The sequence below is a fragment of the Psychrobacter sp. CAL346-MNA-CIBAN-0220 genome (genome assembly GCF_040309805.1).
In the GTDB taxonomy this organism is placed as follows: Bacteria; Pseudomonadota; Gammaproteobacteria; order Pseudomonadales; family Moraxellaceae; genus Psychrobacter.
Genome location: NZ_JBEOPF010000006.1, coordinates 1 through 14,657, shown reverse-complemented (window position 1 = coordinate 14,657; position 14,657 = coordinate 1). Strand labels below are relative to the sequence as shown.

Below are 14,657 nucleotides of genomic sequence, written 5' to 3'. Positions count from 1 at the left end.
CGTACTCCTACGCCTACAAAAAAATCGGGCAAGCTTACTAAGCCCAGTAAACCTATTGCACCGATGCAGCGACGTTTAATGTTGACATGGTTGGTATGGCTGGTCTATCGATTACTAGGATTACCGGTTTTAATCAGTATTTTTAACCCGATGAACCCTGATATTATTGGCGGTATTGCATGGCAAGCGCTGTGGCTGGTACCCGCATTTATCTTGACTCCGTGGATACTACGTGGGCGCTCACCTTATGCGTTATTGGTTGGTAGTATGATTACCCTAGTATATTTGGGTGCCAGTGGCGTGGTGTTATTTACCCGCATTTATGGTAGCAGCTGGGCTGAAATCTTGGTTTATGTGTTTGATTTTGTTTTATTGCTATCCATTAATACCTGGCTATTCATACTATTAAAGTGGCTACCTTCGATGAATAATGTAGAAAAGTAGCTCAATTATCGAATTGTTAGCTTATCAAATAATGAGGTTGTCAAAAGCCTCGTTCGCTCTTATAAATGAATAACAAAAAAGCGGCGCCCTAATAGTTAGAGCACCGCTTTTTTGCGACATGTTTTTGCCGCAAGTTAAATTATTAATTATTAACGGCTTAATTTACTTTGGTTAGTTCTAAATCCATTTTCTTACCGTCATTGATTTGGCTGACTTTCACCGGTAGATAATCTAAGCTCGGTGCTAACCAAAAGCTGGTAGAGCGGCTGTTGTCATCATGAACGCGATCAACGCGCACCGTATCAAATGTACCTGCAGGTACCGTAATTTTAGTATTGGCCGACTTTTTAAAGGGAGTCTTTTCTATCTTATCGTGTTTGGCCATGTAGTAATTGCCAGAGAATTTACCATTAAGTAAGTCTTGGCGAATTTGTACTTCAAGACTTAGATCGTCAAAAGCTTGCTGATCCATATTTAAGTTAGTACTTTTACCTTTATAATTGCTCATTACTTGCTTTTTATTGGGGTCAAAATTGAGTTTATGGGTGCGGCCAATACCCAATATTTTATAAGTAGTACTGGCTTGAGTTGGGCTAACATTATTACCATTAATAGTGAAGGCGCTACTCTGTGAGGCGCTAGCGACGCCGGCAACGCGTGCCTTAACATCATATTTCCAAAGATTGCCTGATTTACTTAACGTTCGAGTAGCCGATCCTTTATATTTATCTTCTATGGTAAAGCTATAGTCAGCACTGGAAGGCTGTATGTTTTTTGCGCTGGCAAGGGTGGGGGCGGTCATACTTAGCGCTCCAATAGCAGCAATGCTTGCACCTGTCGTCAATGCTGATAGCAGTTTGTGTTTACTGCGTTTTATGTGAGTAGAAGGGTTGTTTATAGAATGTAATGGTGTCATAGATAGTCCTTAATCAATCAATTTGAGCGCTGCTATTTACAAGCTTTGCTTCATAACTATTATTCAAGTCTTTATTACTTAGCAGCTATAATGGCCATACTCTGTAACATTTTCAAGAGTAAAGAAAGGGGAAGCCGTTTGGATTTTGTTGTTAGTGTTGCCAGAAGCCCCCGCGCTATTACTTGGTGATAATGAGCTGTGAGTAAAATTGCTGATTGGCTTTAATGCTCTAATGGGTGTCTATTATTGTATTAATAAATAGCTCTTGTTTGCTGACAGATGGCTGCTACTTCTTGATAAGTAACCATGATTTTTATAGTCTTATTCTCAAAGTTTGAACTGCTTGATGATCGTTATCACTAGTGTCTGCTATACAGTATTCTTGTAAGTTTTTTGACTTTGTACTTGAAGCCATTTGAGCTTGCCCCCACTTTTGGGGACAAGCTCAATGATTATCTTTAAGATATTGGAGTTGAGTCTCTTAACTTAAATAATTTTTCAATTCAGATAACCAACCTTTTGGAGTCATATCGATGAATATCCGTCCTTTACATGACCGTATTGTCGTCCGCCGCATAGAAGAAGAAACAAAAACGGCTGGTGGTATTTTATTACCAGGTTCAGCACAAGAAAAACCGTCACAAGGTGAAGTGTTGGCAACTGGTAACGGTCAGATTCGTGACAATGGCGAAACGCGTGCGCTAGACGTAAAAGTTGGCGACAAAGTATTGTTCGGTCAATATGCGGGCCAAACCGTTAAAGTTGACGGCGAAGAACTACTGATTATGAAAGAAGCTGATGTATTGGGTGTTCTAGAAGGCTAGTTTATAGCATTTTTGCCCCCTTTCTCAGAACCCCTACATTTATTATTGGAGTAATTTAACATGGCAAAAGACGTAAAATTTGGCAGCGATGCCCGCAAACAAATGATGGACGGCGTGAACATTCTAGCAAACGCGGTCAAAGTCACCTTAGGCCCTAAAGGTCGTAACGTGGTTATCGATAAGTCATTTGGTGCCCCAACCATCACTAAAGATGGTGTTTCAGTAGCCAAAGAAATCGAGCTTGAAAACAAATTTGAAAACATGGGCGCGCAGTTGGTCCGTGAAGTTGCTAGCCGTACTAATGACGTGGCTGGTGATGGTACGACTACTGCGACGGTATTGGCGCAATCTATCTTGCAAGAAGGCATGAAATCAGTTGCCGCTGGCATGAACCCAATGGATCTTAAGCGCGGTATTGATAAAGCGGTACGTGAAGCGGTCAAACAAATTCATCTGCTAGCCACCCCAGCTGACGATGAAAAAGCCATTGCCCAAGTGGGTTCTATCTCTGCTAACTCAGACACCAAAATCGGTGAATTGATTTCGCAAGCGATGCAAAAAGTCGGCAAGCAAGGCGTTATCACCGTCGAAGAAGGGTCAAGCTTCGAAGATACCTTAGAAGTTGTTGAAGGTATGCAGTTTGACCGTGGTTATATCAGCCCATACTTTGCTAATAAGCAAGACAGCTTAACCGCTGAATTTGAAAATCCTTATATCTTGCTTGTTGACAAAAAAATCAGCAATATTCGCGAAATTGTGCCATTACTTGAGCAAGTAATGCAGCAAAGCAAACCGTTGCTTATTATTGCTGAAGACGTTGAAAACGAAGCATTGGCAACCTTAGTAGTTAACAACATGCGTGGCGGCTTAAAAACTTGTGCGGTAAAAGCACCAGGTTTTGGCGATCGTCGTAAAGCAATGCTACAAGATATCGCTACGCTAACTGGCGGTACCGTTATCTCAGAAGAAATTGGTCTGAGTTTAGAAACAGCTACTCTTGAGCAGCTTGGTACCGCGAAAAAAGTCACTGTCGGTAAAGAAAATACCGTTATCGTTAATGGCGCAGGTAACACCGCTGATATCAATGAGCGTGTAGATTCTATCCGTCGTCAAGCTGAAGAATCAACCTCTGACTACGATAAAGAAAAGCTACAAGAGCGCATGGCAAAACTAGCCGGCGGTGTTGCGGTGATTAAGGTTGGCGCAGCAACTGAAACAGAAATGAAAGAGAAGAAAGATCGCGTTGATGATGCCTTGCATGCGACTCGTGCTGCGGTTGAAGAAGGGGTTGTTCCTGGCGGCGGTGTCGCATTGGTTCGTGCTATGAATGCATTGGCTGATCTTAAAGGCGATAACGACGACCAAGACGCCGGTATCAATATCCTACGTCGTGCAATGGAATCACCACTTCGTCAAATCGTGACCAACTCAGGTGAAGAAGCTTCAGTTGTCGTTAACGAAGTGAAAAACGGTACGGGTAACTACGGTTACAACGCTGCTACTGGCGTTTATGGCGATATGCTTGAAATGGGTATTCTTGATCCAGCGAAAGTTGCGCGCTCAGCTCTAGAAAATGCTGCTTCTATTGCCGGTTTGATGCTCACAACCGAAGCGATGATTACTGACCTACCAGAAAGCGATGACGGCATGGCTGGCATGGGCGGTGCTGGTGGCGGAATGGGCGGTATGGGCGGCATGATGTAAGCTGCTCTAAAACTTATATTTCTATCTGCTAAAAATCATCAATGATAACTATTGGTGATTACAGCACAAAAAAAGCCCCAACTCAATGAGTTGGGGCTTTTTTTGTGCTTATCTACTAGGGCTGTTGCTGTTATTACTGGTCACTCTCATCACGTCTAAACGTCCAAGTCTTATCATCTGATGCTTCTGCACAGTAACGATATCCTGCTAGATTAAAGTCCTTTAGCTGCTCTGCGTGAGTAAGCTTATTATCAGCGGCATACTTTACCATCAGTCCGCGTGCTTTTTTGGCGTAAAAGCCAATCACTTTATATGTTCCATTCTTTTCATCTTCAAAGCGTGGAGTAATAATATCTGCCTCCAGCGCTTTTTTCTTAACCGCATTAAAGTACTCATTTGATGCTAAGTTAACCAAAACCTGTTCTTCACTCCCTGACTGGGTTTCTTTGATACGTTCGTTCAGTAGCTCAGTAATTTTCCCATCCCAAAATTCATATAAATTAGCCCCGCGCTCGTTTTCAAGCTTAGTGCCCATTTCTAACCGATACGGCTGCATTAAGTCTAAGGGTTTTAGCAGACCATATAAACCAGATAAAATCCCTAAGTGCTCATTTAAGTAAAGTATGGCTTCCTTATCCATGCCATAACTGTCTAACCCAGTATAGACATCACCATCAAATAAATAGCTGGCAGGTTTAGCGTTGTCAGTAGTAAAAGGCAGTTGCCAGTCATGGTTGCGCTCCGCATTTAAGGTCGCAAGGTCGGAAGAGATTTTCATGAGTTCTTGTAGATCTATGGGATCTTTGGTTTTGAGTTGCTTAATGAGCTGTGCTGATTCCTTAATGAATGCAGGCTGGCTGTAATAATTACCCAGATTCAGTGGCACAGGGTCGATTTCATTTAAAGATTTAGCAGGGGAGAGTACAAAATACATAGTCATTCCTTATGGTTATACAGTCATTGAAAAAATAAAAATTCTAAATATAGCAATAAAAATTATGAGAATGGGGTGAAGAGTTAGCCTTTAATGCTACTTACGGGTCATCAATAGTCAATGAAAGTTAGTAAAAAATATCTTTATAATAAAAAGGCATGATGGTAATGTGATTATCATTTATTAAATTGATACCATTGGATTCAAACCTTTGGTTTGAACAATGGCCAAGGCTTTCTTTGCTGGGTGGGTTTATGAGTTAAATCATAGGGCACCAGCAAGTTATGCAATAAGACATAAGGAGATGTTATGAAAATCGGTGTCATTAGTGCAGATTTTGCCCACGAGAATCGTGTAGCGCTGACCCCAGACGCAGTTAAAAAGTTACGGAAGCTGGGGTTTGAGGTGGTGATACAGTCTGGTGCAGGATGTGCCGCTTATTATGCTGATGATCTGTATCAAGCTGCGGGTGCCAGTATTGTAGGCGGTAGCAGCGACGTCATTGCTGCTGCGCGTATTATCACCACGGTCAATGATTTGCCATCAACGATAACCGAAAGCTTAGCATCTGGACAGATTGTCATCGGCATGCTCGACCCTTACCGTAATACCCAGCTTGACATTTATGCCGCAAAAGGTGTATCCGCTTTTGCAATGGAGCTGCTACCGCGCACCTTGTCACGAGCGCAAAATATGGATGTGTTGTCATCGCAGGCCAACCTTGCCGGCTATAAAGCGGTACTGCTTGCTGCCAATGAATACTCGCGTCCTTTCCCGATGTTTATGACTTCAGCGGGAACGGTAAAGCCCGCTAAAGTAGTCATCTTAGGTGTTGGGGTGGCAGGCTTGCAAGCGATTGCTACTGCCAAGCGTTTAGGGGCAGTCGTTGAGGCCAGTGATTTACGTCCTGCTGCTAAAGAACAAGTGGAGTCGCTTGGTGGTAAATGGCTTGATGTACCCATGAGTGAAGAGGAGGCGCAAAAGGCTAAAGCCACTGGCGGCTACGCGTGGACACCGTCAGAACAGTATATCAAAGACCAAGCGGCGGTGGTGGACAAAGCGCTAAGCGCCGCTGATATCGTCATTACGACCGCGCAAATCCCCGGTCGACAAGCCCCGCGATTGGTACACCAAGCGACCATTGCCAAAATGAGAGCGGGCTCAGTGTTGATTGATATGGCTGCTGCGACCGGCGGTAATGTTGAGGGCAGCGTAGAAAATGAAACGATTACTACTGTTAATGGGGTGCGTATCGTTGGTGCGGGTAATATTCCCTCTATGCTTGCCGCGCAATCCTCAGATTTCTATGCTAATAATCTGGTCAATTTCATCACTACCTTAATCGCATCTGAAGGAACTTCTGAGGCAATCCTCGAAGCCACTACTGATAATAATAACTCAGATACCAAAGTAGGCAGCAAACTAACCCTTCACTTAAACATGGAAGATGAGATTCAGGGCGCATTGGCAGTCACGCATGATGGTCAGGTACGCCTTACTAAGCGCTAATTTTTTTATATTATCAGTAATCAATAAACTTTTAGGAGGATAAGATGATTGTCACTGTATTAGCCATGTCTCAAGCTGGAGAAGTCATGAGTAGCACACCATTTGTAGCGATTTTTACGGTATTCGTGCTCGCCATTTTTGTCGGATATTACGTCGTTTGGGGCGTGACGCCAGCGCTACATACGCCATTAATGGCGGTGACCAATGCGCTATCGAGTATTGTCATTGTCGGTGCGATGCTGCAGACCGTTACTATCGACGGATCTATGTTTACAGTGACCAGTTTGCTTGGCGCTTTTGCGGTATTTCTAGCCAGTATTAATATTTTCGGTGGTTTTGCGGTGACTGAGCGTATGCTCGCCATGTTTAAACCAAAACCTAAAAAAGCTCCTGTGACATCTGCTGATAGCGGAGGTGACGCATGAACGATTTAACTAACATGATAGCTACCAACGCTGACTGGTTTTACTTAATCGGTGCTATATTATTTGTCTTAACGCTACGTGGACTCTCTAGTCCAAAAACTGCTATTCGTGGTAACCGTCTAGGTATGGCAGCAATGGCCATTGCGGTTGTGACCACGTTTTTCTTAGCTGAAGGCCCCGTACTATGGCTAATTATTGGTGCGATGGTATTAGGTGCTATCGTCGGCATGTGGAAAGCAAAAACAGTTGCAATGACCCAAATGCCAGAAACTGTGGCGCTAATGCACTCATTTGTTGGTTTAGCAGCAGTGGCCATTGCGCTGGCAACGGTGCTACATACTGAGCAAGCACATGGTACAGTTGCACGCTTAGAGCTATTTATCGGTTGCTTTATCGGGGCGATTACCTTTTCAGCTTCCGTCTTTGCTTTTGGCAAACTTGCCGCTAAGAGCTGGGCAAAAACCTTAGTTGGCAGTTGGGTCAAACCGGTACAAGCGATTCTGTTTATCGCTATGATTGGTTTTGGAGCAATTTACTTTATGACTGATTCACTACCAGCCTTTTATGCGATGGCAGTCATAGCAATCGTGTTTGGTTGGATGTGGATTGCACCTATCGGTGGCGGTGATATGCCTGTGGTGGTGTCTTTACTCAACTCATTTTCAGGTTGGGCAGCAGCCGGTATTGGCTTTACGCTTGGCAACTCGATGTTGATTATTGCCGGTTCACTAGTCGGTTCATCCGGTGCTATTTTGTCTTATATCATGTGTCGCGCCATGAATCGCTCACTACTTAACGTATTATTTGGCGGTATGGGCACAACAGCTGTTGCTGCGGGCACAGATGATGGCGCACCCAAAAACTATAAATCGGGCTCAGCAGAAGATGCGGGGTTCTTAATGGCCAATGCTAGCGATGTGATTATCGTTCCTGGGTACGGTATGGCACAAGGTCGCGCGCAAAATGCAGTAAAAGAATTATATGAGCTACTAAAAGAAGAAGGGGTTAATGTCCGCTTTGCCATACATCCGGTCGCAGGACGGATGCCGGGGCATATGAACGTCTTACTGGCTGAAGCTGACGTGCCTTATGAGGATATTCTCGAGATGGATGAGATCAACTCGGATTTTGCGAGTACTGATATTGTAGTGGTCATTGGTGCTAACGATGTGGTGAATCCTTCTGCCAAAGACGATCCGACCTCACCGATATTTGGTATGCCTATCTTGGAGGTGAGCAAAGCACAAACGGTCATGGTCATCAAGCGTTCAATGAGCACGGGTTACGCTGGCTTAGACAACAGCTTATTCTATATGGATAAGACTATGATGATATTTGGTGATGCCAAAAAAATGGTCGAAGAAATGGTACGCAGCATCAATGGTGCAGGTCATTAATCTCACTGTTAATTAAACGCTAGCGTCTAGGCTGTCTGCTGTTGCAAATTGGTAGTAGTGTTAGAATAGATTGAAGAATATTTGTTATGAGATGTTGTTAGTTATTAAAAGTCACTGAGGTGGCTTTTTTTGCGTTAAGTTTCTTCGCCTTTTTCTTATAAGCCACTTCCATTCATCCACAATACTTAATAAGAGAGTGACCCATGAACATGTTGCTGCGTTTTTTTATTATGATTGGCTTGCTTAAGCAGCAACTTAAACAGCAGGCGGTTGATGGTCGGCTCAGTATGGAGCTACTTACTGAGCCTGTTGTGCGCCACTATCGAGTGTTACCGCATGATATGGGTTTTCGTGATCACTTACCCAATTATCGCTACTTATCCTTTATTGAGCTAAACATTACTCGCTGGCTGCTGGCATGCTGTCATCAAAAAAACATCAAGTCATTGCAATGGATTATTGCCATGCAAGAGATGATTTATCTTAAAGAAATCAAATTTTTAGATAAAATGACCGTTAGTAGCACCCTCGCTGGTTGGGATCATAAATATGTTTACTTTGAGCATCGTTTCTTTGTAAAAAATCAGCTGATGGCAGTGGGAATGACCAAGTTTGTATTGATGAATAAACAAGGTAAATGCGAGCCCAGTTGTCTAGATATGGCAGGGGAGCAGCTCACCGATGTCATCACTTCTTGGAATACCCATCAGGTAGCAGTGAAATCTACCCCAACGCATCAATAGACGGTTACTAATAATTGTGAGGCTTGGCTATACATTATCCGGCGAAGTTTGCTAGGATAGAGCACAATAACGTGATCATATTAATATTTAATTTTAAGGAGCAGTTATGACCCCGCAGCCATTAAAATGGACAGATAGCTTAGACATCGCTATTGAGCTTTATGAAAAATTTCCTGAGACTGATCCACAACAAATACGTTTTACTGATTTACATCGTTGGATAACAGAGCTTGAAGGCTTTGATGACGATCCAAAAAAATCGAACGAAGGTATATTAGAATCTATTCAAATGAACTGGATTGATGAAGCCGCCGACTAGTTCGATTCTTTTACTTTAACTATGACCTTAAATAACGATGCTCTTAAACAAAAGAACAGGACAGGCAGCACCATGACTTCACAAATTAAAGAGCTCACCGAAGCGGTAGCTTGTAAAGGTATCAGCGTTCGTACGACCAATATTGCTGAAATCAGCCATGACACTGCCAAATTAGGTAGATTATGGCAAAAATTCTATCAAGATCATGTTAGTCATCTTGAAGAAGGTGAGGATATTTATGGTATTTATCACAACTATGAGAGCGATGACGTCGGCGCTTTTGATGTAGTGGCCAGTTGGAAGGTAGGTAGTCAGCAAGGCGAGCAAGATCAGTCAGGCAAGGACGCTACTCTTAGTGCTGGTCTCAATGCTGGCAATGTGGTAACGGTGACTATTCCTACAGGAAAGTATATGGTATTTTCTGAACATGGTAACATGCCTAATACGGTGATGAATGCTTGGGAGAAGGTTTGGGCATACTTTAATGACCCAAGCTGTGAGCACACCCGAGCTTACGATATCGATTTTGAGCACTACATCGATGGCAATCTAGTATACGGTCAAGTAGATCTATATATTGGTATCGAGTAAAGCTATCAACACCATAAAAAGTAAACTCTAAGAGGATAGTCTGTGACAAGGCAGCAAGTGACCTATCAAATCAACACCGCTATTAGCCCTGAGCAGTTTGTTGAGTTGCTTGGTAAATGTAGCTTAGGTATACGCCGACCGTTAGATAGTTACTATATGATAAAAGGCATGCTTGATAATGCTGATTTATTAATAACTGCATGGACTGATAAGCAGTTAGATAATAATGAAAAACAGCTGATAGGCGTCGCACGTTGCGTTAGTGACTTTAGCTATTGCTGTTATCTATCAGATTTAGCAGTAGTAGAAGATTACCAACATCAAGGTATTGGCAAGCTGATGATCAAGAAAATTGAGCAGCAGTTACCACCCAGCTGTAAGATTATTCTACTATCTACGCCTGATGCTGTTGGGGTTAGCAATGAGACAGTCTATTCTAAGATTGGTTTTGAAAAAGATGATAACGCATGGGTTAAAGTGGTGAGTTAATAATAGTTTCAAATCAAAACTAATTATATATAGCTGGCTATAGTTTGAAACCAACAAATTATGATTTGCAGCTCGCCATCATCCTTATTAGAATAAAAAAGCGCCATCTGCTAAGCAAGTGGCGCTTTTTCATGGGAACAATAGTATTTATCTGCTTACAGTTTTAATCTAATAGTAAGTTCTCTAAGATACCTTCATAAATCTGCGCTAATCGTCCCAAATCATCAACCTCAACTTTTTCATCAACTTGATGAATAGTGGCATTGCGCACACCCAGCTCAACCACTTGCGCGCCAGTTGGGGCAATAAAGCGACCGTCAGAGGTGCCGCCAGAAGTTGATAACGTCGTATCGATATCCGTAACTGACTTAATAGCTTGCTGGCAAGCCGAGACTAATTTACCTTCAGGAGTTAAAAATGGCTTGCCGGATAGTTTCCAGTTGATAGTATAACTGGCTTTGCTGTCTTTGAAATACTTATCAAATATCGCATGGGTTTTAGATTTGAGTTCTTCAGCCGTGGTTTCAGTCGAAAAGCGAAAGTTAAAGACCGCCTCTAACGTTTCCGGAATGACATTAGTCGCGCCAGTACCGCCATTGATATTGGAGATTTGCAGTGAGGTGGCGGGGAAGTACTCATTACCAGCATCCCAAGTCGCAGCGGTTAATTCTGCTAATGCTGGCAAGACCGCATGAATAGGATTGGACGCTAAATGTGGATAGGCGACGTGACCTTGTTTACCAGTAACGGTTAACACCGCACCCAGTGAGCCACGGCGACCATTCTTGATAATATCGCCTAAAGTATCGGTACTCGATGGCTCACCAACAAGGCAATAAGTAATTTTCTCATTTCGTGCTTCTAGTGCTTCAATAACTTTTACGGTGCCATTGATTGACGGCCCTTCTTCATCTGAGGTGATCAGGAAGGCGATAGAACCTTTGTGTTCAGGATAATTACGTACGAAGCGTTCAGCGGCAACGGTAAAGGCAGCAATTCCAGTTTTCATGTCAGCGGCCCCGCGTCCCCATAAATAACCATCGTCAATCGTTGGCGTAAATGGCGGATACGTCCAATTCTTTTCATCACCTGTTGGCACCACATCAGTATGACCAGCAAAGCAAATCACTGGCTCAGATATTCCGCGCCGCGCCCATAAGTTTTTGACCTCAGCATGTTCACCGCTTTTTTTCTTATCACCGAAGTACATAAACTCGCAGTCAAAGCCCGCTTGTGATAATCGTTCTGACAAGATGTCTTGGCAACCGGTATCATCAGGCGTCACTGAAGGGCGCGCCATTAATGCAATACTTAAATCTAGGGTCGCTTGTTGTGAGCTATTGTTGGACATTAATGAACCTTTTATATTATAAATTGAGATGATAAATACGCATGATCAGACAGTAGGTGGAACTAAATATAAATTATTGATAATTTCTAATAAGCTTTATAAGTCTTAAATACCATCTTTAATAAAAGGCACTAAGTTATCGCGGCGCATCCATGTGGCAATAGAGTAACGCTGGCGATGAGCGATTTGTACTTGGTGTTGCAGGTTGCTATCAAATATTATCAAGCGATTGGCAGCTGGCATAACGTGATGATATATACCGTCGTTATCTATAATCTCCAACGCTCCGCCATCACTTATTGTCCATTTATCATTGAGATAAAACACCGCTGAGATGACGCGTTCATCGCGACCAGCAGGATTGTCACTATGCCATTGATAGCCGAAGCCAACCGGATAGCAAGCATAATGCGCTTCACTATGACGAATGCCCGCGAACAAACTGCGATTAAGCACGGCGGCAAGCGCATTGATACTTTGTAAATAATAAAACCCGGCAAAAAAGTCTTTAGTAATCCAGCGTATTTTATCACCGCGGATGTTACTAATGCGAATACCGGCGGTGAGCTGCGCTTCTCGATAATCAATAAAACCACTTTCCGCTTGCAAGGCTAATAAGGCTTTATGGTCGAAAACATCATCAAGGATGACCCAGCCATTATTGACTAGCTGATCAAGTTGCGTATCAGTAAACCTATCTTGCCAGTTAACTTCGAAATCGGACAGTTGTAGTTCATGTTGGGTAAGTGGCGTATCGTTAAAATCATCGACGTTAGGAGTAAGCAGCGGCGGATTATTATCTCCTATCGGATTATCGATAGCTGACTCTGTCGAGCTTAGGCCTGTCAAGTGAAGGTTGCTGATAATCTCGGTCATTTTATCCCTTATTAATAGCTGCCCTTATTAATCAGTAATCAATCAACGCCTGTTTACCAAAACCATCGTTATTTTTTACTGTTCCTATGCTACCATAGATGCAATTTTTCTTACTTAAACTTTTGAACTTATGAACTATAAACACGCCTATCACGCCGGTAACTTTGCTGATGTGGTCAAACACATTCTATTGGTACAACTGCTTAATCAATTAGGCCAGAAGAACAAGCCTTTTTACGTGCTTGACGCTTATGGCGGTCGTGGCCTGTACTCTCTTAGCAGTGAAGAGGCGCGCAAGACTGGTGAAGCTAAAGGTGGCATTCAAGCGATTATGAAGGCTGACACTGAGAAAGCACCTGCGGCTATTAAAGATTATGTGGAAGGTATTAAACAAGCTAGATTCACTTATGATAATAAAGTCTATCCAGGTTCACCGTGGTGGATTGCCCACCATGTTGAAAAAACCCCTGATGGCGGCGTCCGTGGTGAAGCGTTTGAAGCCAAAGCCACTGAGTATGATGCCCTTAACTATCAATTGCATAAATTACCCATCGGTATTCATCATCGTAATGCATTTGAAGGTATTGCTGCCGTTATTCCGCCAAAAGAGAAACGTGGTCTGATTTTGCTAGATCCTCCCTATGAGCAGGAACACAAAGACTTTACCCGTCTGATCAATTTATTGGTTGCCTCGTATAATAAATGGCCACAAGGTACGTATGCGCTATGGTTCCCAATTAAAAACATTGAAGCGGTAGAGCTATTTTATAAAAAAATGAAACGTACCGAAATAAAACGTCAGTTGGTTTGTGAGCTAAATATCTATCCTAATGATATTGCTGTTGGTCTTAACGGTACTGGCATGCTGATTATCAATCCGCCGTGGCAGTTTGATAACCATGCGCGTGAAATCCTACGTTTCTTACAGCCGATACTAAAAGTTGCTGATGCACCAGACTTATCCCCTGATAGCGCCACCAATGTGCGCTGGCTGGTTGGCGAATAAGAGGACCCTTTTATGACCACTGAGCAACCACCTAACAACTCAAATAGCTTAAATAAAAATCGTTCAGAGGATAATAATTTGAATGATGGACTGTCAAAAGAACCTCTGTTACAAGATAGCGCGGCTACTCAGCCGCCCTTTGTCGATGAGCATGAGTTTAATATTCGCTTAGCGGATAATGACAATTATGACGGTCTGACTTTTGAAGTCATTGAGGCAGAGGTCGCCGAAGGTAAGCGAGTGGTCAGTCGTGGCGTTTATTTAGCACCCAACTTAATCACAACGCTATCATTACTTTCTGGTTTCTTTTCTATTTTAGCCAGCACCCAAGGTGAGTTTTATAAAGCATCTTTGGCGATTTTCTTATCGGCCATCCTCGATGGTGCAGATGGTAGGGTCGCGCGGATGCTAAATGCGCAAAGCCCGTTTGGTGAGCAGTACGACTCCTTAGCCGATATGCTGGCCTTTGGTGTCGCCCCTGCTATTTTGATTTATAGTTTTGCGTTAGAGCCATTAGGTCGTATTGGTATTGGTTGCGCTTTCGTTTTTACCGCTTGCGGTGCTTTTCGTTTGGCTCGTTTTAACGTGCAGATTGGCGAAGTGGATAAAAAGTACTTTGTCGGTCTCGCAAGTCCACTTGCCGCTATCTTAGTAACGGCTGCTGTCATGGTCGCCGTTGATCATAACGAGTGGGTCGGACAATATGATACCTTAGTCATGATGTTGTTTGCCGCTTGGGTCGTTATTTGTGGCTTGCTGATGGTCAGTAACGTCAAGTATTATAGCTTTAAAGAATTTGATAAAAAGAAAGTTCCTTTTGTTGTGCTTATTGTTGGCGTCCTAATAATGAGCATAGCCTTGTATGACATACCGGTTGGCATCTTAGCTATTGGTATCATTTACGCTTTATCAGGTATCTTTACAACGTTAAAAAGTAAGATGTAGACATAATACGAGCTTAAATTCGTAGTAGATAGATCATAAGCTTTATGTTCCAAAAAGAGCCGCCCTATTTAGGATGGTTCTTTTTTTATTGCTGATTTAAATTAATTATAAAAACAATCCACGCACCCCTTGACGCCCGCTTCAAACTGCGTATAATGCGTCCCAGTCGGAAGGGAATAGCGGC

At 42.9% G+C, this 14,657-nt stretch carries 16 protein-coding genes; 12 read left to right on the top strand and 4 right to left on the bottom strand.

The features are described 5' to 3' along the window. Window positions 1-63 precede the first annotated feature (63 nt). Window positions 64-444 carry a hypothetical protein gene (locus AAEY88_RS11165; RefSeq protein WP_350562608.1) on the top strand — a complete coding sequence of 127 codons (381 nt, stop codon included), beginning with the start codon at window positions 64-66 and terminating at the stop codon, window positions 442-444. Window positions 445-601: 157 nt separating this feature from the next. Here the strand turns inward: AAEY88_RS11165 and AAEY88_RS11160 are convergent, their stop codons facing one another. Then, on the bottom strand, window positions 602-1,360 hold the full coding sequence (locus tag AAEY88_RS11160) for a DUF3108 domain-containing protein (RefSeq protein ID WP_407074455.1): 759 nt from the start codon (window positions 1,358-1,360) through the stop codon (window positions 602-604). Window positions 1,361-1,893: 533 nt separating this feature from the next. Here AAEY88_RS11160 and AAEY88_RS11155 point away from each other — a divergent pair. Next, a complete protein-coding gene (locus AAEY88_RS11155; RefSeq protein ID WP_144297704.1) occupies window positions 1,894-2,184 on the top strand; it encodes a co-chaperone GroES in 291 nt (96 codons plus the stop codon). Between the two features lie 60 nt (window positions 2,185-2,244). Next, the gene (gene groL, locus AAEY88_RS11150; RefSeq protein ID WP_350562425.1) at window positions 2,245-3,888 is read left to right on the top strand and encodes a chaperonin GroEL; all 1,644 of its coding nucleotides are present in this window, start codon (window positions 2,245-2,247) and stop codon (window positions 3,886-3,888) included. A 133-nt stretch (window positions 3,889-4,021) separates the two neighbouring features. On the opposite strand, the gene yaaA is transcribed toward groL, so the two are convergent. Further along, complete coding sequence (gene yaaA, locus AAEY88_RS11145) at window positions 4,022-4,822, bottom strand: peroxide stress protein YaaA (protein ID WP_350562423.1); 801 nt, start codon at window positions 4,820-4,822, stop codon at window positions 4,022-4,024. A gap of 309 nt (window positions 4,823-5,131) precedes the next feature. Between yaaA and AAEY88_RS11140 the strand changes: the two genes are divergently transcribed. From AAEY88_RS11140 to AAEY88_RS11110, 7 genes are all read left to right on the top strand, one after another. Continuing rightward, window positions 5,132-6,331, top strand: a complete 1,200-nt coding sequence (locus AAEY88_RS11140; protein WP_350562421.1) for an NAD(P) transhydrogenase subunit alpha — start codon at window positions 5,132-5,134, stop codon at window positions 6,329-6,331. A gap of 86 nt (window positions 6,332-6,417) precedes the next feature. After that, window positions 6,418-6,756 (top strand): proton-translocating transhydrogenase family protein, encoded by a 339-nt coding sequence (locus AAEY88_RS11135; protein ID WP_350562604.1) that lies wholly within the window; start codon window positions 6,418-6,420, stop codon window positions 6,754-6,756. Then, window positions 6,753-8,153 carry an NAD(P)(+) transhydrogenase (Re/Si-specific) subunit beta gene (locus AAEY88_RS11130; protein WP_407074454.1) on the top strand — a complete coding sequence of 467 codons (1,401 nt, stop codon included), beginning with the start codon at window positions 6,753-6,755 and terminating at the stop codon, window positions 8,151-8,153. The genes AAEY88_RS11135 and AAEY88_RS11130 overlap by 4 nt, the downstream gene beginning before the upstream one ends. 203 nt (window positions 8,154-8,356) lie before the next feature. Continuing rightward, on the top strand, window positions 8,357-8,896 hold the full coding sequence (locus tag AAEY88_RS11125) for an acyl-CoA thioesterase (RefSeq protein ID WP_350562419.1): 540 nt from the start codon (window positions 8,357-8,359) through the stop codon (window positions 8,894-8,896). A gap of 106 nt (window positions 8,897-9,002) precedes the next feature. Then, on the top strand, window positions 9,003-9,215 hold the full coding sequence (gene iscX, locus AAEY88_RS11120) for a Fe-S cluster assembly protein IscX (RefSeq protein ID WP_350562417.1): 213 nt from the start codon (window positions 9,003-9,005) through the stop codon (window positions 9,213-9,215). Between the two features lie 72 nt (window positions 9,216-9,287). Then, window positions 9,288-9,806 carry a GyrI-like domain-containing protein gene (locus AAEY88_RS11115; protein WP_350562415.1) on the top strand — a complete coding sequence of 173 codons (519 nt, stop codon included), beginning with the start codon at window positions 9,288-9,290 and terminating at the stop codon, window positions 9,804-9,806. A gap of 42 nt (window positions 9,807-9,848) precedes the next feature. Further along, window positions 9,849-10,295, top strand: coding sequence for a GNAT family N-acetyltransferase (locus tag AAEY88_RS11110; RefSeq protein ID WP_350562413.1), 447 nt, complete (start codon window positions 9,849-9,851; stop codon window positions 10,293-10,295). 163 nt (window positions 10,296-10,458) lie between these two features. Here the strand turns inward: AAEY88_RS11110 and dapE are convergent, their stop codons facing one another. Further along, on the bottom strand, window positions 10,459-11,646 hold the full coding sequence (gene dapE / locus AAEY88_RS11105; RefSeq protein WP_350562411.1) for a succinyl-diaminopimelate desuccinylase: 1,188 nt from the start codon (window positions 11,644-11,646) through the stop codon (window positions 10,459-10,461). A 105-nt stretch (window positions 11,647-11,751) separates the two neighbouring features. Next, window positions 11,752-12,522, bottom strand: coding sequence for a 2OG-Fe(II) oxygenase (locus AAEY88_RS11100; RefSeq protein WP_350562409.1), 771 nt, complete (start codon window positions 12,520-12,522; stop codon window positions 11,752-11,754). 130 nt (window positions 12,523-12,652) lie between these two features. Between AAEY88_RS11100 and AAEY88_RS11095 the strand changes: the two genes are divergently transcribed. Together AAEY88_RS11095 and pssA are read left to right on the top strand one after the other, a co-directional pair. Beyond that, window positions 12,653-13,528: a 23S rRNA (adenine(2030)-N(6))-methyltransferase RlmJ gene (locus AAEY88_RS11095; protein WP_350562407.1), complete on the top strand. Its 876-nt coding sequence runs from the start codon at window positions 12,653-12,655 to the stop codon at window positions 13,526-13,528. A gap of 12 nt (window positions 13,529-13,540) precedes the next feature. After that, window positions 13,541-14,473 (top strand): CDP-diacylglycerol--serine O-phosphatidyltransferase, encoded by a 933-nt coding sequence (gene pssA, locus AAEY88_RS11090; protein WP_350562405.1) that lies wholly within the window; start codon window positions 13,541-13,543, stop codon window positions 14,471-14,473. Window positions 14,474-14,657 lie beyond the last annotated feature (184 nt).